Source organism: Shewanella sp. KJ2020 (genome assembly GCF_024197625.1).
In the GTDB taxonomy this organism is placed as follows: domain Bacteria; phylum Pseudomonadota; class Gammaproteobacteria; order Enterobacterales; family Shewanellaceae; genus Shewanella.
This window is the reverse complement of the sequence record NZ_JAKUKD010000019.1, coordinates 1-22824: the sequence shown is the minus strand read 5'-3', so window position 1 is coordinate 22824 and position 22824 is coordinate 1. Positions and strand designations below refer to the sequence as shown.

Here is a 22824-nt window from a genome sequence, read left to right as displayed (position 1 = left end):
CTCATACTGAGGGAATATAAAGTAGAGTCGATTAGGCGGGGAAAGTTCACCCTAAGCTAGGTATCGCTTAGGGTGAGATAAGACTGAATTACAGCAGTGAATTTAAGCCTTTCATTAATAGATCTGAGGTGCCTGCAGCGCCATTGGTTTCAAGGTAGGACTTAGCAATATCGATCATCGGCATCGCCAGTTCTTTTGAAATACCAAGTTTTTCAAAGGCATCCAATACCATTGCTCCGCCTTGTAATGATGAGCCCAGATCGCCAGCTTTAGATAACAGGCCAGAGACGCCTGAGTTGCCATCCAGCTTAGGGGCCGCAGCCAAGAGACTATCGGCATTTGGAATACTGGCGGCTAATTTTGAGTAATCACTCGTGCCTAAGCTCGATTGGGCTAGCCCTAATAAACTGCCTAATCCCCCCTCAGCCTGGGTTTGATTTAAGCCTAATTGTGACATCACAGTGCCGACCAGCTCATTGGATTGAGTGGCTGTGCTGGTGGCTGCTGCCTGGGTTTTTGTTTGAGAATCAGTAAGATTATCTAACCATCTGGCACTCGTAGGCGCGGCTAAAATGCAACTGCTAAGCAGCAGTGAGAGGGTGAGGGTCTGTTTCATATGAGGGCGTCCTTTGGGGGTTTGCGCGCAATAAGGGAGACAGTTTAACGGGTTTGCCACTTTTGTTGCAGTAGTTTTCTGTGATTTAAGGGCCACACTAGTGATTTCTTCTGTGCATTGGTAAGGGATTTTGGGTATTCTTAGCGGCAATTCACAGTGTTAATTTATTTCAATTATTTTGGAAAGTCGCATGTCACTATCCGCAATTTTGACCGAAGCCTATAATTTTTTCCGTAACCATCTCGTGCAGCTTGCCATGCTGACGGTGCCCTTGCTGCTGATCCAAGTTGGGATCCAGTTATGGTTAGGCGTCGAGATGAGCAAAGTCGATCTGGAAAATCCGCAATTTGGCGCGCCGCATATGATAGCTATGATGCTGCTGTTACTGACTTTTTCAGTATTAATCGCCGCCTTAACCCTATACCTCGAGCTGCGCTCCCAGGGCCATAATCCTTCGGCGGGCTTAGTGTTAAAGGCGAGTTTACCTTTTGTGCCACCGCTTTTGCTGGCTGGGGTATTTTCGGGACTCGCAATTTTAGCGCCGGTAATGTTGTTCGCCGCTTTTGGTCCTATGTGGCTGGTGGGGTTAGTGATCAGCTTTTACCTCTTCGCCCGTTTAGCCTATGTGAACTTTATGGTGGTAGTCGAGCGCTTAACGCCCCTCGAAGCCATTAAGGCAAGTTTTAGTTTTAGCGGCCCTATCGTACTGAAAACAATCGCATTACTGATGTTGTATTTACCGCTTTCTGTGATTGGTAGCCAACTCTCTGGGGTTGCAGCCTTAGGCGGTTTACCTGTGCAAATGTTGGCGGATACCTTCATGTCTTTCATTGGTTTATTCGTCAATTTGGCATTATTTCGCCTGTATATGGTGTCTAAAAAGCCCCTCGCAGAATGATACAGATTTAATACAGCGGATTGAGGTAAACATGTATGGGGACTCAGGTTGTGATATTGGATAGTGAGTTTATCCAAGGTTTTTCGGCCCCTCTCCTAGATGATTACCTCAGTGCGAAAAACTATGTGCGGGATGTGCCAACTCAGTCACTGCTGCATATTCGTAGTTTTACCCATAAGCTCACCGAACTGCTTGGGCAGGGTAAGGAAGTTTCTTTTACCAGCCCAAATCTCTATGACCGAATAGAGCACTTAAACCAAAAACGCCTTATCGATGTTAAAACGACCCGTGCCTTGCATCGCCTGCGCGCCGATGGTAACCGTGGTGCCCACCCTGAAAAATACCATCTTACCCAAGAGCAATTACTCGCCTTAGCCCAAAAAGCTATTAAGGACGTGTTGGCCTTGGTGGAACACTTGTACCCTAAGGTGACTGGCCGTGAAGCGCCGGAGTATCGGTATGAGGTCAGTGATTCTGTCACCGTAAAAGAGCTCTGCTACCGCGCTGTGATGGAGGATGATCCTAAGGCGCAGTATTTAGTGGGGATCTCTTTTAAAACCAAAGCATTAATGCTTAAGGAGCAAGAGCTTGCCCTCGTCGAACAGTACTATGGTACTGAAAACGATGACTCAGCCGTGAAGGAAGTCGCCCAAAAAGCCAGTGATACCTTTGCAAAGGCCGCCTATTGGTTTGCCCTTGCAGCCCCAACATATATGGAAGCCCTCTATGAGCATGGGGTGAGTTTAATCCATGGCTATCAGGGTGAAGCCGATACGATGAAAGGTGAAGCTGCGATAGCCGCAGCGGCCGCAGCGGGTGTCGTCAATGCGATGGCATTGCTTGGCTATTTTTATCTGGTCGGCAGTGAGTCCTTTAAGCCAGATTTAGCGCAAGCGAAACACTTTTTACAGCTAGCGGCGGATGGCGAACAAACCGAGGCGATGGCCAATTTAGGCGTGCTGCATTATCAGCAAAATGATCTTGCCCAAGCCTATCATTTTATTAGTAAAGCTGCGCAGGCAGGTTACCCCCATGCTCAATACCATTTAGCGCTTATGCTCGCTAATGGCGAGGGATGTCAACGGGATGCTATCGTCAGTGAGTATTGGATGGCCGAGGCCGCCGAGCAGGGACAATTGGATGCTATGTTCTCCCGCGCCCAGCATATGCTCCACGATGATAACGCTTTCGATAGCGATCTTACCCAAGCGGAGCATTATTTACGTGAGGTGATCAAATATGGTCACAGTGTGCCCGCGATGATTGAGCTGAGCATGGCCCTAGCCGATGGTATTTTAGGTCGTATAGATGTGGTGGGTGCGGCAGCCTTACTCAATTTGGCTCGGCGCCACGCCAATCAAAAAGAGGCGGATATTATCCAACCTCTGTGGCAATCATTGGCATTGCAGATAGATAAAGTACTCGAGGTGACGCGTGACAGCGCAGAGATCCACAGTCTGAAACGCGCCAAGGACCTGCTTACCCTCACTGAATGCTAGCACTTAGCACTAGCGCTTAACGCTCATCCTCTTGATGCTCAAAAGTACGACCCCGATAATGCGTGGCATGGGGTTCACGTACTAACTGTATCGAATCATCATGTTGTGATCCTGCCGTTTGCGCAGCCTTAGCTTGGGTTGCCGCTCGATTCAATTGGGCTAAGTGGCGCGCCACGTAAATGCGGCTAAACAGCACTATACAGCCTAGGGTAATCGCCCCAAATAACAGTACAAATGGCAATAAAAACAGTGATAAGCAAATCAGGCTGACACTGACAGCCATGGCTAACCAGGCCCGTGGGCCAGAAATTCGGGTTTGCAGTGGGCTCTGTTGGAACTGTTGATAAATCATAAGAACTCCTTATTAAGGGCGGTTTGATTTTCAGCTACGACAGCGACTATATTTTTAATGCCGCTCTTTAAGTATCCGCCAAGCGGCGCTAGTATCAGCGTGAAACGTCAACACGACCTAAGCAATGGAAAATCAGTGTGCAATAAATAAACGGATTCGGTCACGTTAATAATGGTTAATTTACGTTCTTTTACATCAATCGAGATTTTTTGTTGTGATAGCGGTGTGAATGTAAATTCTCGGTGATCTCTGTGTTTAGCTTGCGAGTTTGCAAGTTAATATTCTGTTTTTGTGTAATTATTTATTATTTTGGTTACCGGCATTGCTTTGTTTGTTATATAAAATGTGCGAAAATTTGACCAATTTTTTGATGGGTTTTCGTTAGTGATGTAAGTTTATTACCATTAACTGGCGATGCTCAGCAATTTATACAACCATCCTTGATTTTGTGCTTTGTTAACAATAGACGCCCATATGAACTCATACTCGCTTAAACAAAAGATCCTGATTTCAGTCGTGATAGCCCTTTCACTCGTGATTGGTTTGTTGTCATGGCAAAGCTACTCCAGCCAAAAAGCGTTATTGCTGCAAAACAGCTTAGAGCAAGTTCAGCGTCTAGGAGATCAACAGGCACAGCGTATTCAGGATTGGTTAGCCGGACGTCAAGATATAGTCGAAGCGCTGGCTAACAAAATCGAAGGGGATAGCTTAAGTGCATTGCAACAGGCGCAGGCTTCAGGGCGTTTTCAACTGACCTATTATGGTATGCAAACCGGGCAAATGTTGGACTCGGATCCGAGTATTGACCGCACGGGTTATGATCCTCGAACTCGCCCTTGGTACAAACAGGCCATGAATGAAGGCAACCTTATCCTCACTAAACCCTATATGGATGTGGCCTATAACATCTTAGTCGTCACTATGGCTAAGGCGACTTCGCAGGGGGTTGTCGGTGGTGATTTATCGATTGCGAGCCTAGTGGAAAGTGTGAATCGCATGACGCTTCCCGCTAACGGTTACGCCATTATGATGCACAAAGATGGCACAGTTATCGCCTATAAAGATCATGCTAAGTCAATGAGATCTATAGGTGAAATAGATAATGAGCTCAATCGAAGCTTGCCAGAACAGAGCCGTAAGACGGGCGCATTATTGCCTATGTATTTTGAGAATGAAGGCCGCGACAAGCTCGTCTGGAGCGTCGATATTCCCAATACGGATTGGGAATTGGTCCTAGTGCTCGATAGGGAAACCCTTGAAGCGCCATTGACTAACCTGTTACTCACCCAACTTGGTCTCTCGGCACTGGTGTTGTTGCTGAGTGTATTAGCCATTTCCTGGTTAGTGGGTATGTTACTCGGACCATTGAGCCGAGTATCACAAGCCCTTGCCCGTATTGCCGATGGTAACGGTGATTTAACCCAACGCATTGAAATTGATACCCAAGATGAGGTGGGTGTACTGGCCGACAGCTTTAATCGTTTTGTGGGTAGTCAGCATCAACTGATCAGCCATATTCGTCATTTAGCGGCCGAGTTAGATGCCGATGCCGAGCGCAGCCTAGCGACGACACAAACATCGGTTGCAGAATTACAACGCCAGCAACAGGAAGTGGCTATGGTGGCTACGGCGGTAACGGAAATGGCGAGTGCCACCAATGAAATTGCTGCCAATGCCGAAAACACGGCGACGGCGGCGCAGCAATCTGCCGCGAGCAGCTTACAGGGGAAGGAGTTAGTCAATAAGACCCGTAGCTCAATTAATTCCCTTGCGGATGAGGTCGCTCAAGCGACGGATGTGATTGAAGATTTAAGTCGTCACGCCCAGTCTATTTCCAGCATTTTAGCGACTATTCAAGGGATTGCCGAACAGACAAACCTGTTAGCCCTCAATGCCGCGATTGAAGCTGCCCGTGCGGGTGAGCAAGGACGTGGTTTTGCGGTGGTGGCCGATGAGGTGCGGGTATTGTCGCGCCGTACTCAAGATTCGACCCAAGAAGTGCATACCACAATTGAAACCCTGCAACGCACGACCGCCAGAGCCGTCAGTTTGATGGAAAGCAGCCAAGCGTTAGCGGGTCATAGCGTTGAAGATGCCAATGCCGCAGCGCAGGCATTAGAAGAAATTACCCAAGCGGTGAATGTGATTTCCGATATGGCGGGGCAAATAGCCACAGCCGCTGAAGAACAAACTCAGGTCACCGGGGAGATCACGCAAAATACTGTAGCGATTAAAGATGTGACCGATGAGATCACTGAGTCTGCTATGGCGGATTTAGCCCAGGCGAGGGGGCTAAAAGAGCGTGCCAACGATCTGAATGCCCAAGTGGCGACCTTTATTCTATAGGATGGTTGAGTCGTGTGAGCCCGGCAAGGCTATGCTTTGCCGGGCTTTTTTATGTCCACACATTTTTATGCTTACACTTAAGCCTAGATTTAAGCCATTTCACTGGGATGAAAAAGCGTAGACACACTCTGGCAAATGGTTTCTCTAATCCACTTATGGCCTTGGTCTTCATCATTACGTTGGTGCCATAACAACACATAGGCCATAGGCATAAACTCGAAGGGTAAGGGCAGTAGCTTGAGTGGATAAAGCTGACAGGCGTGGCGGGCAAAACTCGAGGGCAAGGTAAAAATCAAATCGCTGTGGGCGCACACACTGGCCGCGCCGTAAAAGTCGGGCACTGTGGTGCTGATTTTGCGCCTGTGGCCAAGGTCGGCGAGAAAGTAATCCAAGGCCCACCAATCGCTGCCCTCACAACGGACTTGTACATGGGCCATATCGAGGTAAAGGGGGAGGTTCCATTGGGCTGAGGTGAATGCGGCCATCAGCGGATGATCTTCACGCACTAGACATACTTGTTCGTCGGTGAATAATGTCTGGCAGGCAATACCTTCGGGTAATTTGTCCATCCGCGGATCGGCGAGCGGGTGTAAGTCTCTGCCGGAAATACCAAAATCAATTTGCCCCTGTTGTAAATCCTGCATCGACTTTTCGGTCCAAACATAGGAATCCAGCTTGATGTTGGGCGCACTATTAAGCAATGGCCCAATAAAGTAGGGGATTAAGGTCTCATAGGCGCTTTCCACCATAGCAAAAGAAAACTGTCGATTGCTGCTGGCAGGGTTAAAAGTGGGTGGCTGAGTGATCTGATACAAATCCTGCAAAATATTAGGCAGTTTTTGCCCCAGATTGAGGGCGTGCGCCGTGGGTTTTAAGCCGTGTGCCGTGCGTTGAAAAAGAGGATCATCTAAGGTTTCTCTTAAGCGATTCAAACTCTTACTCAACGCCGACTGGCTGATATGTAAGCGGCTGGCCGCGCGAGTCACGCTCTGTTCTTCGAGCAGCACTTTCAGTATGACCAGCAAGTTAAGATCGATTCGGGCTAAGTTATCGAGATTCATAGATATTCCTCAGGGGAAATTCACTTTGGAAATTATACCATTTCTATTCATACCTTGAGTTATTTAAAATAGCGCCCACTGAAATAGCTTTCCTGTTTAACTGAGATTATTTATGCGGCGCAATCTGTTACCTATCCTGATGTCTATGGTGTTGTTAAGTCCATTAGCCATTGATATCTACTTACCTTCTATGCCAACCATGGCGACAGAATTTGCCATATCAGCCAGTGAAGTACAGTCAACACTAGTATTGTTTTTATTTGCTATGGGTTTAGGCCAAGTGCTGATTGGCCCACTGGCGGACCGTTACGGTCGTCGTCCCGTCGCACTGTTTGGGGTGTTGCTCTACGGTACAAGTAGCTTATTGGCCGCCGCTGCCATTGAATTTCATTGGTTGCAAATTGCCCGTGTGCTGCAAGGACTAGCGGCCTGTTCCACTTCGATAGTGGTTTTTAGCGCGGTGCGTGACTGTTATTCTCAAAAGGAAGGCGCCAAGATTTACAGTTACTTAAATGGTGCCATCTGCGTGATCCCCGCACTTGCTCCTACCTTAGGTGGACTATTAGCCATGCAATTTGGCTGGCGCTCAACCTTTGTCTTTATGACCCTTTATGCCATTTTAATGATGTTAGTCGTTGGCTATCGCCTACCAGAGACTCGCCCTGCTAATACTGTGACGACTGGGCCTTTGTATCGCTGGGGGCGTTATAAGCCAGTGCTGAGTAACACGCATTTTCTGTTTTATGCCTTTGCCTGTATGTCAGCTATGGCGGCTATTTTAAGCTATGTGTCCTACTCACCCGTGTGGCTGATTGGCCATTTAGGGGTGTCTGAACTGGCATTTAGTGGCCTGTTTGGTCTGAACGCTATCGTCAATATTGTGGCCTGTTTTGCCGCGCCCGTGGTGATCCGTAAATTAGGTAATCGTCCAACCGCGATCCTCGCATTATGGTTATTGGTGCTTTCGGCGGTATTTATTATTGCCGCTCAACTGCTTGGCCCTAGCTCGGGTATGGCTGCCGCCTTTGCCTTTATGTTACCTATGATGCTGTTATGTATCGGCTTTGCATTCTTACTCGGCCCTGCGACTAGCATGGCATTGTCGGCTTTCGGTGAGCGTGCGGGCACGGCCGCGGCCATGTTAGGTTTTATTCAGATGAGTGGCGCTTCTATTCTTGCAGGATTGGTACAACAGACGGATTTAACTGCGCCCTATGCAGTGGCGTTAGTGATGGGGGTTTTCTCTATTGGATTACTTTCCATGATGGCGTTAAGCCGATTCGATCACTGGCATCAAGAACAACTAGCCGCAGAGCATTAATAATACGGCTAATCTAAAAGACACCCTTTGCCCACAGTTTATTTGACCGTAAACTGTGGGCATTTTTATTGTACCTATTACCCATTCATCCTTTGGTATACTCGTAAAATAGTCTACTAAAGCGAGGGTAAAACTTGACCCGCCACTATTGTCCCATTTGCCGTTATCCACTCGATACTTGCCTGTGTGCCCATGTGCAGCCTATACAGCCGCAAACGCAGCTAGTGATATTGCAGCATCCCTCCGAAGTTGAGCATAAAAAGAATAGCGTTAGGGTATTAAGCTTAGTGATACCCGATACACAGGTTTATGTTGGTGAAACACAAGGTGATTTTGCCGTACTGCGGAAATATTTAGCGACTTGTAATAAGCCGATTTATCTTGTCTATCCCTCTGAGCAGAGTGTGAGTGTTGAAACTCAGTCTATCTCCGCCGATTGTGTGTTGTTATTAATCGATGGGACCTGGCGTAAGGCATTTAAAATATTGCAGTTAAATCCTTGGTTGACTCAATATCCGGCGGTGCATTTGGCCGAAGGTTATGAGTCGAGATACAAGATCCGCAAATCGAGTCGTAGCGACAGTCTGTCAACCCTAGAGGCGAGTGCTTATATGCTCAGAGCCTTGGATACCGAACTCGAGATTCAACCCCTGATTGAGGTATTTGAGGTGATGGTGGATTTACGGATTAAGGCTATGCCGCCCGATGTGCAACTGCGCTACCTAAAATCAACATAGGCAAGTGGTTTTCACTCCTCACATTTTTGGCATTCCGTGCGAATTAAAATAGCTAAAATCTTATTCAGATCACGCTAACTTAGGGCAAAACGCGGTTTAATAGTTGCGATTCATTTGCAGTGCAAATGATGAGATAGCTTTGCCAGCCAATTGCTTTGCAGGGGAGTAATTCCATATTTTATGGTGTGCTGGCAAGGCTATCGAGACTATGCGTTAGTTGACGTATGAGTCGATTTATTAGGGTATTAGGCGATATGTTTTTCAGCCAAAAACGTTTGGGTGAATTGCTCCACTGAGGTGGGATAGCCGAATAAAAAGCCCTGTGCACAGCCCTGTCCCATATCGGTGACAATATCTTTTTGTCTTTGTGTTTCAATCCCTTCTGCTACAAAATTAATGCCGAGTGCTTGGGCTAGCTGCACTATGGCATGGCAGAGTTTTTGTCCTGAAATATCACTTAATCTGAGGGCAAACTCGGCATCAATTTTCACGCTATCAATAGGTAACGTCCCTAGGCGGCTGAGTGAGGATAAACCTGTTCCAAAATCATCGATGGCAATACTGACGCCTAAAGCTTTGATGCGTTTTAGGGTGTGCCGTGCCAACTCGGGTTGGCGTAGCAGTGCCGATTCGGTGATTTCTAAGATAAGTGCATTGGCGGGTAACGCCGACATTTCGAGTGCCGTGGTCACTTGGCCCACAAAGTCCACATGCTCTAACTGCAGTGGTGAGACGTTGACTGAAATTCTAAAATCGGACTGATACTGGGCACGCCACAATGCCGCCTGCTGGCAGGCCTCTTCGAGTGCCCATTGGCCTATGCCTACAATCAAGCCCGTTTCTTCTAACAGTGGTACAAATTCTGCGGCATCAAAGTGCTCGTTTGGTGATTTTTGCCAGCGCAGCAGGGCTTCTGCCCCCACGGGTTGGTTTGTATGCAAATCGACTATGGCCTGATAGGCGAGTGTGAATTGTTTTAAGCTATGTGCGTGCCTTAGATTATTGATTAACTGTAGCTTTAACTCTGCAGCCTGACTCATGGCCTTATCATAAAACACTAAGTGTGGCTGGCTCTTCTTGGCGCAATACATGGCAGTATCGGCGAGGCTAATCAGTTGTCCCGCTTGGTCACTGTGGGTCGGAAATAGCGCAATCCCTATGCTAGTGCCAAGGAAAAATTTTTGGCCCTCAATTTCGAAGGGGCTGTCAAATAAACTCAAAATTTGCTCTGCAAACAGTTGGATTTCATCCTTACAACTGCAATCCTGCAGCACTAAGGTGAACTCATCGCCACCCATGCGGGCGATATCGGCCTTGTCAATGCAACCCGCCTCAAGCCTAGCCGCCACTAACTGTAGCACCCTATCCCCCATAGAATGGCCAAAGCTGTCATTGATGTTCTTAAAACCATTAAGGTCTAAAAACATCAGCGCCCCTAAGGAGAGGGGATCTTTTTTGAGATGTTCAAGGGCACCATTGAGGATCTGTTTTAGATGAAACCGATTTGGCAGCCCAGTTAAAGTGTCATACATGGCACGGGTAGTGAGTTGGGTCTCCAATAGCTTCTTAGTGCTGATATCACTAAAAATATTAACGTGGAATACTGATCCATCATCCGTCACTATTTTTCGACTGCTCTGCCATGCCGGGAAAGTGCTCCCATCTGAACGTCTTTTTAAGGCTTCACCTTGCCATGAACCCCTCTGTTTTAAGGCAATTTGGCACTCGGTTTCTTCCCCTAAATTTAGGCCGAGTGCCTCTAAAAACTCGGGTGTTTTATTAATCAGTTGTTCTGCGCTATAACCGCAGATACGGCACATGGCTTTATTTACCGCGAGAACCTTATTGTCCGCATCTGTGATATAAACCGCTTCCGCACTTTCTTCTAATGTGGTCGATAGAATTTCTTTGGGAATATGGGCAAAACCATCGGAGATAGATTCCCGAATTTGATTTCGGCGATTAAGTGCCTCTAACTCAACGAGGATCACGGCTTGTTGTTGCAGATAGCAGCGATACAGATTGATCCTCGTTGGCAGTTCATTACCCTGTTGATTCAGGTGCAGCCAATTGAATTCCACATGATTGCTTGCAATGGCTTCGAGGATCATTTCCCTTGCCGATTCAACGCTATTACGGCCAGATGATTGGATCCTAGGCGAAAAGTCATAGGGAGTTGCATTTACAAAGGCGTCATATTCGATGCCAAAATACGTGAGTGTCGCGCGATTGGCGCTAATAAAACTAAAGCCTTGAATAAGGGCTAGGGGTTCTTGATGGGGATGTGTGCGCCAAAAAGATAGCCTTTCTTGCAATACGGGATCATCTGTACTGAGTTTATCGAGCAAGTTTTGCCATCTAATCATTTAGGATACTCCCTGGTGACGCAAATAAGGTCACATCCCACTTCCCTAGGTCTTTCGTTTATATCGAAATTAACTCAAATAGTACACCATTCGAGCGGGGTTAAAAATAAACCTAATCGTGGTTTCACTCAAATATAAAAATAAATAACGAAAGTTTAAGCTTTATCCCGTCAGTTATTTCTCATGCAAATCATGCTGAACAAGCCTAGTTTTATAAAATTTTATGCTATGTTTGACCCATTGTGAGCCCAGATACGATCTAGGACAAGGAGCAAGGAAATGGGACATATGTTTAAAATAGCCGCCTTTATCGCGGCGTGTTTGAGTACCGTCACTCCCATTGCGAGTGCGGCAGATTCACAAAAACCGCGGTTAACCTTAGAGCAAAAGGCCGATAAGGCGCGCACCGACTCCCAACAGCTAGAGCAAGCCCGATTAGAAAAGGCCCGCCAAGCGGCTAAAGAGACAAACGAGCGAGAAGAGAAAATTAAACAAAAATCATCGCAAACAACGGATTGGGAAGCCAAGCAAAAGCTGAAGGCGCAAAAACAGTTCGACGAAAGGGAAACCCGTGAGCAAAAATATTTACGTGAGGCGAAAGAAGCCGCCGCAAAAGAGCGTAAAATCCCTAAACCTGAGTGACAGCCTCGGCCACTGACCCGCCGTTTAATGGAAACTTGTTTGGCTGTTGTTTGGGTGATCACTCTTACCATCAGGATCACCACTAGGAATTGTTGTTGAATATCTGCCCCTTATGCCATGGCGCTGACTTAGTTGTTTATCATCAAGATAAAAAGCGCCGCTACCATCAATGCCAAACCTGCCAACTGGTTAGTGTGCCTCCCGAGTTTTATCTCTCGGCCGAGGCAGAAAAAGCCGAGTACGATAAGCACGAGAATCATCCCCATGATCTGGGCTATCAAACATTTTTGAACCGCACACTAGAGCCACTACTCGGTCGTGTTAGCACTTTGGCCCAAGGGCTCGATTTTGGTTGCGGCGAAGGCAAGGCATTGAGTCTAATGGCAAAGGCGCGTGGCTATCGGATAGAGAACTACGACCTTTATTACGCCAATAACCCCGAAACCTTAGTCCGCCAATACGACTTTATTACCTTAACAGAAGTGATAGAGCACGTGAGCGATGCCGCAGGTTTGCATGCCCAACTCGATAGCCTATTAAAACCCAAGGGCATTTTGGCAGTGATGACCAAGCGGGTGCAAAATCAAACCGCATTTGCCAGTTGGCACTATAAAAATGACCCTACTCATATCAATTTTTACGCCGAAGCGACCTTCGAATGGCTCGCCCAGCATTATGGCTGGCGATTAGAAATCATCGATAAAGACGTCGTATTCTTTTATAAAGAGATGTATAAAGTTGAGAAAAGTAATGCAACACCCTAATTTATATGTCTAATTCGATTAAATAAATTCCCATAAGTGCATATGCGAGCGGTATAAAACCAAAGGATTAACACTGCTGCTAAGTGTCAGGATGAAGGAGTCAATACAATGGACGTTAAGACCTATCTACAGGCATTGAGCGCGCTCTACGCCAACGTGAATCAAACATTCGCATTGAATAATGGCTTATCCAACTCAGCCTTAGATGAAGCTGAAAAACAATTAGGTTTTACACTTGCTCCCCCGCTCAGGGAGCTTTGGGGATTCGCTAATGGTGGCAACGAGTGGAGCACGGTATTTGCCCGAAAAGATTACTTTTGCCGGTATGATTTTTTGTCATTAGCCTCGTCACTTAAATATCGTGACCGAATGAAAAAACAGGCTCAGCACTATGTGAATTACCACGAGCCAGAAGTTCGGGATCCTAAAATCCAATCCGGATGGTACCAAGAAGGTTGGTTGCCCTTCGCTCAATTTGGGGGCGGCACATTACTCTTGATTGCGGATCATTCACCCTCAGCACTAGGCCAAATGGGGCAAGTGATCGCATACACCCATGACCCCGATATGATGGACTTTATTTGTCCAAACCTAAGCCAGTTTTTTGAACAATCCTTAGCGCAAATCAGGTTATATCCAGATGAATTAATTGAGGACTAAGGATAACGAAAATGAACGTCCACTACTCGATAAGCTTAGTAAACCTATGATTAAAGTTGAACTTCAGGGCAATATGAAGTGAGGTATGATGTGAAAAGCTACCCTAAAAAAGACAGAGACCAAGCACTAAACGCATTGCAGAGATTGGCAGAAAATGACGAGCAGTTAACTGAGCCTCAAGTCGCCAAACTCGCTATCCTACAGCAGGGTGTAAAAGAGAGTCGTCATCTCGCCGCTAACGAATGGATTAATCGCATCAGCTACATAGAAAATGATTTAACCCAATTAGCCATAATCCAACGGGTGGCCTTTAATCACTTCGATGAGTTTATAAGCAGCCTGACATTAGCAGGGCGCTTTGGTTGTTTCACAAGATTAGTGCGAGGTGGAGATTACTCAGGGACTGACAGCCTACATATTTGGCCCTTGCTGGCGGCACTCGCCATTCATGATTTACCCACTATCGCAGCCTATAAAAAGCAATTTGTGCCGCCTTTTTTAACGGGACATAAGGTGACACTCTTGGCCTGCAATGCCGTATATGCCATTTTAGGTGCTACAGCCGTGACAGATAAGTTACTCCATCAACTTACAAACCTAAAAGACTCGAAATACAGCATGGCGATGCTGCGCAGCCTAGCCGCCATAATCAATCAGGATATGACCTCGTTTATCGACAATATCGCCATTATGGTCAAGTCTAATCGCCTGCAGCAGGAGTTCTTGCCACTGGAAAAATGTTACTGCGTTAACGCCCATGGTTTAGTCAATCTGTGGCGGTTCCATACGGCCAATGCGCCACTACCCCCACTTGATTTTCCCCTACCATGGCAGCATGAATTACACGGATTTTTTACTACGGGTCACGAGTCCATTGGGATATCTTTCGATCCTTTAGCTGAGCGAGAGTTAAATGATCTGCCAATTGACTCAAATACGCTGGCGCTAATCCATTCATTAACAGCACATTCTCACAGAGATGACCACGAATAACCCAAACAAAATTAACCAGTTAAAATGAGATTGTGATTTAGTTTCTATTTAAGGAGGATCGTTCTGGCTCATGTCTGGATACACACGCCCTAAAAATGAGCTGGACTTGAAATCATGCACGAGAGATATCGAAAAATAATTAATGACCGCCAGTTAGTATCAGTGATGAATAAAACTAAGTGGCGCGAGCTTTGTAATGATTTTGAAGCGCTTCATTTTCTATCTATTAGCGTAAGGTACAAACTGATTTCATCAGATGATGTTTTAGGATTTAGTGCCGTTTGGTGGAACGAGATCTATGAAGAAAGTTCAGGTATCGAGTGGCTAGACTTTAATCCAATAGTTTCCGAGTATCGTGGTCGTTTAGTTGCACCTAAGGAGACCGATAGGAGCTGTGAAATTCTTACCATTCTAAATAGACACGGCATTAAATACTCGATTGAAGGCTCTTGTTTTCGGGTGTGGGGTTATATAAGCCAAGATACCAATCCAGTATTTGTATGAAAAGTGCTGAAGCGGGATACCCGCTTAGAAGCCATTCACTGCTATTCTATGTAGATGAAAGTGCGCTAAAAGTCGGGGTTGAAGCCATGACCAAAGTGGCATTAACGGCGCTTAACGCGCAATAAACCACGCAAGCCTTATTCCGTAAGCTCTTCGGTATAACTTGAGCTTACAAAAAATCGGCGCTGGATAAGCATCCATCGCTTGATTTGTTAAGCAATATGCCTTCTTATGTGAATTTTTACAGCAAGGAGCGAACAAAATGAAGCGCACGCTATCGGCTCTGGTGTTGGCCATGGGACTTTTGAATCCCCTAAGTCAAGCACAGGCCACCACGGCAGAAGACATTAAGAGTTTCACGCTAGATAACGGCATGAAAATCATGGTGCTAGAAGATGCCTCAATTCCCAATGCCAACATGTATCTCTTTTGGAAAGTGGGTTCCCGTAACGAAGTCCCCGGCATTACCGGTATTTCGCACTTTTTCGAACATATGATGTTTAACGGTTCGAAAAAGTACGGCCCGAAAATGTTCGACCGCACTATGGAAGCCGCTGGCGGGGCTAATAATGCCTACACCACAGAAGATATGACGGTTTATACCGATTGGTTCCCCGCCAATGCGCTCGAAACTATGTTCGATCTCGAAGCCGACCGTATCGCTAACTTGGATATCAACCAAACTATGGTCGATAGCGAACGTGGCGTAGTGCAGTCGGAGCGCTCCACTGGTTTAGAAAACTCTAACTGGAATGCCCTCGAAGGCGAAATCAAAGGCGTAGCCTTTTTAGCCCATCCCTATTCTTGGTCGGTGATCGGCCACGAGTCGGATATCGCCGCTTGGTCGCTGGAAGATTTAGTCCAGTACCATAAAACCTATTACGCGCCGAACAATGCCGTGGTCGTGATTGCCGGCGATGTAAAACTTGCCCAAGTAAAAGCCTTGGCCGACAAGTACTTTGCGCCTATTCCTGCACAAACTCCGCCTAAAGCGATTCGCACTGTCGAACCTGAGCAAAAGGGCGAGCGCCGTACTTTTGTGCAAAAAGCCTCTGTCAGTACACCTAATGTGATGTTGGCGTACCATATTCCGGCGGCGACCCACGCAGACTTTTATGCGCTGGATTTATTAAGCTCGATTTTAAGCCAAGGTAATAGCTCGCGTTTATATCAAGCGTTGGTAGATAAGCAAGTCGCCCTCGAAGCCGAGACTTATATGCCGATGTCGGTCGATCCTAACCTCTTCTATGTGATGGGCGTTGCCACGCCAGAAGTGAAAGCCTCGACGTTGGAGCGTGCGCTGATTGAACAAATCGATGCGATTGCGACAAGTGGCGTGACCCAGCAAGAACTGGATAAAGTCAAAAATATCAAGTTGATGGGTTTCTATCGTGCGATGGAAACTATTAATGGTAAGGCCAATACCATAGGCACCTATGAGATGTATTTTGGCAGTTACGATAAGCTATTTAATGCGCCTGAAGCCTATAACAAGGTGACGAGTGCAGATATTCAACGAGTTGCCCAAACCTATTTACGTAAATCGAATCGCACTGTGGCTGTGCTGGCGGCAACCGAGGAGTCCTCTCAATGAAATCGATGGCAATGAAATCAACCGCAGTGAAATCAACTGCAATGAAATCACTTATGGTGGCATCACTCGGAAAACCGTCTAAGTTAATGGCTGCATTGGCATTAGGCACAAGCTTAGTTTTCGCGGGCTGCGCTTCAACTTCGGCGCCCAAACGTGTTGAGACTGGCAGCTTTGTCATGCCAAGTTACGATAAGTTTGTGTTAGATAACGGTTTAACTCTGTACTTAATGCCCCAGCGCGAAGTGCCGTTAATTACCTTAAATGCCGTGGTGCGTGCTGGCGCAGTCAATGACACCACCGCAGGCGTGGCGCAGATGACGGCTGCTGGTTTGCTCCTCGGTGCGGCGGGGAAATCTAAGGCGGATATCGAGCAGCAAGTGGATTTTCTCGGCGCAAGCTTAGGTGCCGAAGCCGATAAAGAAGGCAGCTATCTTGCCGCCGATTTTATGGCGAAAGATACCGATGTGATGCTGGGTTTATTTAGTGCAGCTATGTTAACCCCAGACTTTGATGCTGCCGAGTTCGATAAGCTTAAGCAACGCTCGATTGCAGGGCTGCAGCAAGATAAAGAAAGCCCACGTGCTGTGATTGGTCGCTACTTCGATAAGCTGGTATTTGGTGCCCATCCCTATGGTAATGCGGCTTCGGGTAACAGCGATTCCCTTGAGCAAGTGACAGTGTCGCAGCTGCGCGCCTTCCATAAGAGCTACTATCAACCCGCCAATACGGCTATTACCGTTGTAGGTGATTTTGATGTCGCGGCGATGAAGGCCAAGCTGACGCAAACCTTTGGTGGTTGGCAGGGCAGCGAAAAGTTAGTGCAGCCTGACTTAAACCAAGGTTTACCTCAGTTGACCGAGGCCAAAGTCCTGCTGGTGGATAAACCCGATGCCATCGAAACCACCTTTGTGATCGGTGGTTTAGGCATTAGTCGTGATAACCCAGACTATGTGGGGCTGACGGTAGTGAATACCATTTTAGGTGGTCGTTTTACCTCTTGGCTGAACGACGAGCTGCGGGTGAACGCTGGGCTAACCTATGGTGCGCGCTCAGGTTTTAACCCTTATACCGACTCGGGCGTATTTACTATTAGCACTTTCACTAAGACGGAAACCACCCAAGAGGCGATAGATCTAGCCTTAAAAACCTATGCTCGTTTATGGGAGAAAGGCGTAGATCAAGCCACCCTTGATTCGGCTAAAGCCTATGTGAAGGGTCAGTTCCCACCTAAGTTTGAAACCTCGGGCCAATTGGCGGGACTCTTATCTGGCATGTATCTGTACGGCTTCGATGATAAGTTTATCAATGAGTTCCAAGCAAAAGTAGATGGTTTAACCTTAGAAGAAACCCAAAGGTTAGTGAAAATTTACTTCCCGCAAAAGGACTTACAGTTTGTGCTGATTGGTAATGCCAGCAAGATTGCGCCAATCGCCGCTAAGTATGGCAAAGTGCAAACCGTCGATATTAAAGCCACGGGATTTGGCCTGTAACGATTGTGATTGATCCCATTAAAAAGGTCTGCATAGTGCAGACCTTTTGTTTTTCTGTTCTAGGTTCTATTGCGCGCCAGGTTTAGCGTAGTGAGCCATCCAATCTTTCACTTGGTTATACCAATAGATGGAGTTGTTTGGCTTCATAATCCAATGGTTTTCATCGGGGAAATAAATCATCCGCGATTCCACATTACGGGTTTGCAGGGTGCGGAACAGCTCAAAACCTTGGCCAACGGGCACGCGATAATCGAGCTGACCATGGCTGACTAAGGTTGGGGTGTTAAAGTTAGCCGCAAAGTAATGGGGCGAAATGGCTTTATATAGCTCAGGATTATCCCAGTAGTTACCAAAGCGAGTGCTATGGACGGCAAAGTCCGCCGACATTTGTGCGTACATGTCGTATACCGCCGCATGGATCAGCAGGGCTTTGAAGGGATGCTGCTGGCCTAAAATAATCGAGGTTAAGTAACCACCATAGCTGGCGCCGCCAGCGACCATACGATCACTATCGATCCAGCTTTGTTGCTTAAACCAGTCTGCGGCTTTGAGCACGTCTTCGAGGGATTTGTTTTTCCAATCTGGATTAATGGCATCGGCAAAGTCTTGTCCAAAGCCGCTAGAGCCGTGGAAGTTTGGCCATGCGGTGACATAACCCCAAGACGCGAAGGTTTGTGCGTTCCAGCGGTAGTGAAAACCATCGCTAATGGCGTTGTGCGGGCCGCCGTGGACCAACATAAACAGCGGATACTTTTTGCTGCGGTCGAACCCCGGTGGATAGTGTACCCACATTTGAATGTCTTGACCTTGGTAGCCTTTGTAGGTGACTGACTCATAGGTGCCTAAATCGACATCCTTTAAAATATCGTCATTAAATTGCTCTAAACGCTCGGTTTTACCATTGCGTGGGTTGATGCTGACTAAGCGCGCTGGATATAAAAAGCTTTGATTCGTCGCAATCAACTGGCCATCTTTGGCGATAGCGGGTTGGCTAAAATCGGTGGCTTGGGTGATGGCCTTGGCTTTGCCGCTCTTAGCTTCTATATGGTAAATACGGTTAGTGGCGGCATCTTCTATGCTGGCATAGAAGCCCTTGCTATCGGGTGTCCATTCAAATTGAGAAATTGAACGATCCCAATCCGCGGTGAGCGTAGTGAGTTTGCGACTACTTACATCCAGCAGCATTAACCTTGCGGTATCGGCATAAAATCCTGGGATTTTTTGGCGAGTAAAGGCCAGAGTTTTGCCATTAGGGCTAAAGGATGGATTGAGATCCGGCGCGGGGTTATCTGGAGTGATGTTCTCAGCCTTGTTGCCGCCTATGGTGGCGAGGAACAAATCTAATTTAGGATCAACCCGATTATCCGAACCATAGGCGCTAAAGGCAATTAAGCTCTCATCGGGGGAGATATCATAGCTTGAACTGCTTTGGCTAGAACGCGGCAATTCATGGCCTAAAGGCTGAGTCACGGCTTCGACCGCGCCGCCTGTTGCAGGGATCCTAAATACATGGGCCTGACGGCGTTCATCCAACCAATGATCGAACTGCGAATAGGGCAGCGCATTCCATTGGCGGGCGGAGACTTTATTATCTTTATCTGTCTTGAGCTGGGTTTTCATTTGCTCCCAATTCTGCTCAGGGAAGATATTGCTGACAAAATACACATGCTTACCAACCCACTTGATACCATTCACGCCGGTGGGGATATCCGTAAGTTTACTGGCTTCACCCGGGCCATCCATAGGTAACAGGTAAATTTGGCCCGCGTCGTCATCGTTACGTTCGCTGATAAAGGCTAAGGTTTTGCCGTCTGGTGAAAAGACTGGCTCGCTGACTTTTAAGCCTTTGGCGGTAATCGCGCGATTATTTTTACCTTCGGCGTCGAAGCGCCAAAGTTGGGTTGAGCCCTTATCTTCCTTTAGGTCGTATTCAGTCACAGGCGCAATAATATGCTCGCCCGTGGATGACACCACAGGGCTACCTATGCGTTTGAGTTGCCAAAGTAATTCGACTGAGAGTGGTTTGCTTGCTTCTGCAAATGCCGTGCTGAAAGGCATGAGTAAGCTAAGCAGTAAAATGCCTGCCTTTTTCACTAGATGTCTCCTTATCATTCAGAGAGTTATTGTTATTTTTAGCTATTAAACCCCAAAGTATAGAAACTGAGCATGAAATCAAACTGAGTCTGTGAGGATTGGACTTACTTTTATGTAAGTAACTGTAACTACAGCGTGCATTTGCATGGTTTAGCATGCTAACCGAGCTGCAAAGTGCGAGATGGATATTTGTGGCTAAGGTGTTTTAACGCTAATGTATTGGGAGGTTTGAGATAGGATTTGAGTATGGCGTTAATCATCCCGCGAAGACTGAGCAAGCTATTGATCAAAAATGTATTGATACTCGCTTTGGGCAGTTTGGCTATCTTTCCTGCGCAAGCTGCGAAGGTAAGTTTTAAGACTTTTTGCCCGCAAATGGTGGGGCAATGGCAAGGCAATGCGGCCAAGGTGGGGGAAATCCCTAGGCAAGTGACTGTGAGCGGATTCTGCTCCCATGATCAGCGGCAGCTGATTTTATCTGTGAGTGTGGGAACGCGTGCGCCCTATAGCGAGACTTGGTGGTTTCGGGAGCAGGGCGAGCAAGTGCTATTGACCTACTACGATGGAGTCTCGCAGGAAAAGCAGCAACTCTTTAGTTTATATCAACAAAATGGTGATTATTCCCTGCTGGGCGAAGGCATGGTCAATGCTCGCTCTGCCTTGATCCAATTGTTGTTCGAGGCAAAATCGCCCCAAGGGGCATGGCAGTGGACGCAAAACATTCAATATTTAGACGATGATATAGACCGCTATCAGCTCTTTCGTGGGATAGAAATGACGCCTATCGCGCCATCTTATTAAGCCGACTCATTGATACCCGAATGAGCTGTTTTGAGTATGTAATGCGACTTAATCGTAAATGTTCGGCTCGAAAACTATGCAACTCACTTCGAGACAGAAGGACGCTAAATATAGAAGGGCTAATAACACTAAATGATTTATTGCTTGGTAATTTAATGCAAAGCTCATATTGAATGGCGATCCATGGTATTTGCTTACCGACACGCAGCAAGTCCATCCGTGGATGCTCGACCGCCCCGTCCATGGGGCGGACGGTCGTGTCGCTAATCACCATGGCTCTCCTGTTTAACACCGGTGTAGCCTGTTTGTTTTAAAGAAGATATGTGACTCGTTTTGGAATAATTCCGAGTTTTATCCTTAGTTTTAATGAGCAAGTTTCGCATTAAATATCTATGACTTAACGTTCAAGGTCAGAGGCGAACTCTATTTGTAATTTTAACCGTTTGTAAAGTTTGATTCTGCTGGAGAACCAAGTTATACGTGTTGTTGTCACCTTCAGCTCGAATTGAAACAATCAAGGAATAATTGAGAGGTTCCAGCTCTTTAGCACTATCTCCGCCTTTTTCACGAGCATGATACTTCACATCGAAAACAGGGTTTAGCAGAGTACTTTTGTTGAACCTTTGAGATCGTGAAATACATGTTTCCCATTTATGTGCATCTTCACGTAATTCGGCCTCTGTGTTATATAGATTGCCAACAGAAAAGAAGCTCTTCGTATCAGCATGCTCAGCACCATCACTAATTTTGTCTTCATTTGCTCTGAATACTATATCTAGGCCGCTTCGCGTATAATGCAATGGATGCTCAGGGTCTGTTATTGCGTTAAAACAAAATGTTGCTTTCAAATGCACCCATTTACAATCTATACCTTCTGGGACAGGTATTTGGATTCTCAAATGTTCAGATTTTTTTAGCTGGCCTTGATACACCACAATAGCTTCATCATCCAAGCACTCAACAACAGACTCGGGCGAATGAGGCAGCAAACCCCAGCCTACTTCATTTTGTTCTTTACCTTGTTTATTAGCATGATGAACCATTAGAGCTTTAACTGTCGATGTAGTTAAAGCAAAATCTGTTATTGAATCCACTCCAGCCGCAACCCTAAGTGCGTATGGAGCCGAATAGCTGGTTCCTTGAGTTCCAACAATTGAGTGCGTAAGAGGTGAATACACTTTAAATAATTCTTTATCCGAACCTCCAAAAATAACACCGTCAGGTTTGACTACTCCAGGACTTCTACCAGGGCCTATGCAGCTATAAGGAGCTCGCTCCCAACTACTACTTCGTGTATCTGACGCACCGACAGCAAAACAGTTAACCATATCACTCGGTGGTTGGATTCGTGCATAATCACCATCCAACTCCCCATCATTACCAATCGCAACAGTAGCGAAACAATGCCCATCTTGAAGAAGCCGATCAATAACAGAAGTCCACACATGAACATCGTCATCATCTATCGCAAGTCTGGGACCTAAACTAAGATTCACATACTTATATTCTTTCTTCTTCAGAATATCTTCAATACGTGTAAGCACATCAAACAAATCTGGATCGCTATCACTATTAGATAATACTCTAACTATATCTACATTTGTATACGGCTCATTTAGGAGAGGCTGCTCTTCATGATAAGGACCAAATAAATACGTAGAACAAACTTCACTGCCATGCGCTAATAGGCTTGGATGAGTGTTTTTTACATTATCAGGGATTATTTCTGTAACCCAATTTTTAAGAACATGGTCACTTCCTATTCCGCCATCAAAGATACAAACCTTAAAATCATTAGTTAAAGTTTTATATTCCGGAATAGAAAAAACATCCCTTAAAATCTCTCTAGTAACGTTTGGATGATTGAAGCGCAACTTAGGTATGCTTCGGAGAGCTCTCAAATGTGAAAATTCTGCAAGTTCTTGCTCATGTCCACTATCAATGGTTAAAGGTAAGAATTATTAAGCGACAATTACGGTGGCCGGTCTAGCGACAATTATCTTGGCCGGTTGATCTGATAAGGTTCGGTACAGCAGAACGGAGGAGTTCACTGTGCCGGGAACACGAATCACTCATCAACAGGTCA

At 46.4% G+C, this 22824-nt stretch carries 20 protein-coding genes; 14 read left to right on the top strand and 6 right to left on the bottom strand.

Annotated elements, in window-relative coordinates:
• Positions 1-88: 88 nt before the first annotated feature.
• Positions 89-616, bottom strand: coding sequence for a DUF2780 domain-containing protein (locus MJO46_RS11915; protein ID WP_253989476.1), 528 nt, complete (start codon positions 614-616; stop codon positions 89-91).
• A gap of 190 nt (positions 617-806) precedes the next feature.
• Here MJO46_RS11915 and MJO46_RS11910 point away from each other — a divergent pair, with 190 nt between their 5' ends.
• Together MJO46_RS11910 and MJO46_RS11905 are read left to right on the top strand one after the other, a co-directional pair.
• Positions 807-1514: a hypothetical protein gene (locus tag MJO46_RS11910; RefSeq protein ID WP_198781442.1), complete on the top strand. Its 708-nt coding sequence runs from the start codon at positions 807-809 to the stop codon at positions 1512-1514.
• 35 nt (positions 1515-1549) lie between these two features.
• Positions 1550-3013 (top strand): DUF4145 domain-containing protein, encoded by a 1464-nt coding sequence (locus tag MJO46_RS11905; protein ID WP_253989475.1) that lies wholly within the window; start codon positions 1550-1552, stop codon positions 3011-3013.
• A gap of 16 nt (positions 3014-3029) precedes the next feature.
• Here MJO46_RS11905 and MJO46_RS11900 read toward each other — a convergent pair whose 3' ends face one another.
• Positions 3030-3365 (bottom strand): hypothetical protein, encoded by a 336-nt coding sequence (locus MJO46_RS11900; RefSeq protein WP_253989474.1) that lies wholly within the window; start codon positions 3363-3365, stop codon positions 3030-3032.
• 474 nt (positions 3366-3839) lie between these two features.
• On the opposite strand from MJO46_RS11900, the gene MJO46_RS11895 reads away from it, so the two are divergent.
• On the top strand, positions 3840-5711 hold the full coding sequence (locus MJO46_RS11895; protein WP_253989473.1) for a methyl-accepting chemotaxis protein: 1872 nt from the start codon (positions 3840-3842) through the stop codon (positions 5709-5711).
• Between the two features lie 89 nt (positions 5712-5800).
• On the opposite strand, the gene MJO46_RS11890 is transcribed toward MJO46_RS11895, so the two are convergent.
• Entirely contained in the window at positions 5801-6772 is a 972-nt protein-coding gene (locus tag MJO46_RS11890) for a LysR family transcriptional regulator (protein WP_253989472.1), read from the bottom strand.
• A gap of 112 nt (positions 6773-6884) precedes the next feature.
• On the opposite strand from MJO46_RS11890, the gene MJO46_RS11885 reads away from it, so the two are divergent.
• Together MJO46_RS11885 and MJO46_RS11880 are read left to right on the top strand one after the other, a co-directional pair.
• Positions 6885-8093, top strand: coding sequence for a multidrug effflux MFS transporter (locus MJO46_RS11885; protein WP_253989471.1), 1209 nt, complete (start codon positions 6885-6887; stop codon positions 8091-8093).
• A 134-nt stretch (positions 8094-8227) separates the two neighbouring features.
• On the top strand, positions 8228-8830 hold the full coding sequence (locus MJO46_RS11880; protein WP_253989470.1) for a tRNA-uridine aminocarboxypropyltransferase: 603 nt from the start codon (positions 8228-8230) through the stop codon (positions 8828-8830).
• A gap of 245 nt (positions 8831-9075) precedes the next feature.
• Here the strand turns inward: MJO46_RS11880 and MJO46_RS11875 are convergent, their stop codons facing one another.
• Positions 9076-11196, bottom strand: a complete 2121-nt coding sequence (locus tag MJO46_RS11875) for a bifunctional diguanylate cyclase/phosphodiesterase (RefSeq protein WP_253989469.1) — start codon at positions 11194-11196, stop codon at positions 9076-9078.
• A 288-nt stretch (positions 11197-11484) separates the two neighbouring features.
• Between MJO46_RS11875 and MJO46_RS11870 the strand changes: the two genes are divergently transcribed.
• From MJO46_RS11870 to MJO46_RS11840, 8 genes are all read left to right on the top strand, one after another.
• Entirely contained in the window at positions 11485-11838 is a 354-nt protein-coding gene (locus MJO46_RS11870) for a hypothetical protein (protein WP_253989538.1), read from the top strand.
• Positions 11839-11933: 95 nt separating this feature from the next.
• Entirely contained in the window at positions 11934-12602 is a 669-nt protein-coding gene (locus MJO46_RS11865; protein WP_253989468.1) for a class I SAM-dependent methyltransferase, read from the top strand.
• A 108-nt stretch (positions 12603-12710) separates the two neighbouring features.
• Positions 12711-13262: an SMI1/KNR4 family protein gene (locus MJO46_RS11860; protein ID WP_253989467.1), complete on the top strand. Its 552-nt coding sequence runs from the start codon at positions 12711-12713 to the stop codon at positions 13260-13262.
• 90 nt (positions 13263-13352) lie between these two features.
• A complete protein-coding gene (locus MJO46_RS11855) occupies positions 13353-14255 on the top strand; it encodes a hypothetical protein (RefSeq protein WP_253989466.1) in 903 nt (300 codons plus the stop codon).
• A 114-nt stretch (positions 14256-14369) separates the two neighbouring features.
• The gene (locus MJO46_RS11850) at positions 14370-14759 is read left to right on the top strand and encodes a DUF6678 family protein (protein ID WP_253989465.1); all 390 of its coding nucleotides are present in this window, start codon (positions 14370-14372) and stop codon (positions 14757-14759) included.
• Positions 14756-14884: a hypothetical protein gene (locus tag MJO46_RS19895; protein ID WP_301541974.1), complete on the top strand. Its 129-nt coding sequence runs from the start codon at positions 14756-14758 to the stop codon at positions 14882-14884. The genes MJO46_RS11850 and MJO46_RS19895 overlap by 4 nt, the downstream gene beginning before the upstream one ends.
• Before the next feature lie 137 nt (positions 14885-15021).
• Positions 15022-16353, top strand: a complete 1332-nt coding sequence (locus MJO46_RS11845; RefSeq protein WP_253989464.1) for a pitrilysin family protein — start codon at positions 15022-15024, stop codon at positions 16351-16353.
• On the top strand, positions 16350-17843 hold the full coding sequence (locus MJO46_RS11840) for a pitrilysin family protein (RefSeq protein ID WP_253989463.1): 1494 nt from the start codon (positions 16350-16352) through the stop codon (positions 17841-17843). Before MJO46_RS11845 ends, MJO46_RS11840 begins: the two co-directional genes overlap by 4 nt.
• 66 nt (positions 17844-17909) lie before the next feature.
• Here MJO46_RS11840 and MJO46_RS11835 read toward each other — a convergent pair whose 3' ends face one another.
• Positions 17910-19937 carry a S9 family peptidase gene (locus MJO46_RS11835; protein WP_253989462.1) on the bottom strand — a complete coding sequence of 676 codons (2028 nt, stop codon included), beginning with the start codon at positions 19935-19937 and terminating at the stop codon, positions 17910-17912.
• 246 nt (positions 19938-20183) lie between these two features.
• On the opposite strand from MJO46_RS11835, the gene MJO46_RS11830 reads away from it, so the two are divergent.
• A complete protein-coding gene (locus tag MJO46_RS11830) occupies positions 20184-20738 on the top strand; it encodes a hypothetical protein (RefSeq protein ID WP_253989461.1) in 555 nt (184 codons plus the stop codon).
• A gap of 410 nt (positions 20739-21148) precedes the next feature.
• Here MJO46_RS11830 and MJO46_RS11825 read toward each other — a convergent pair whose 3' ends face one another.
• Positions 21149-22612, bottom strand: a complete 1464-nt coding sequence (locus MJO46_RS11825) for a S8 family peptidase (protein ID WP_253989460.1) — start codon at positions 22610-22612, stop codon at positions 21149-21151.
• Positions 22613-22824 lie beyond the last annotated feature (212 nt).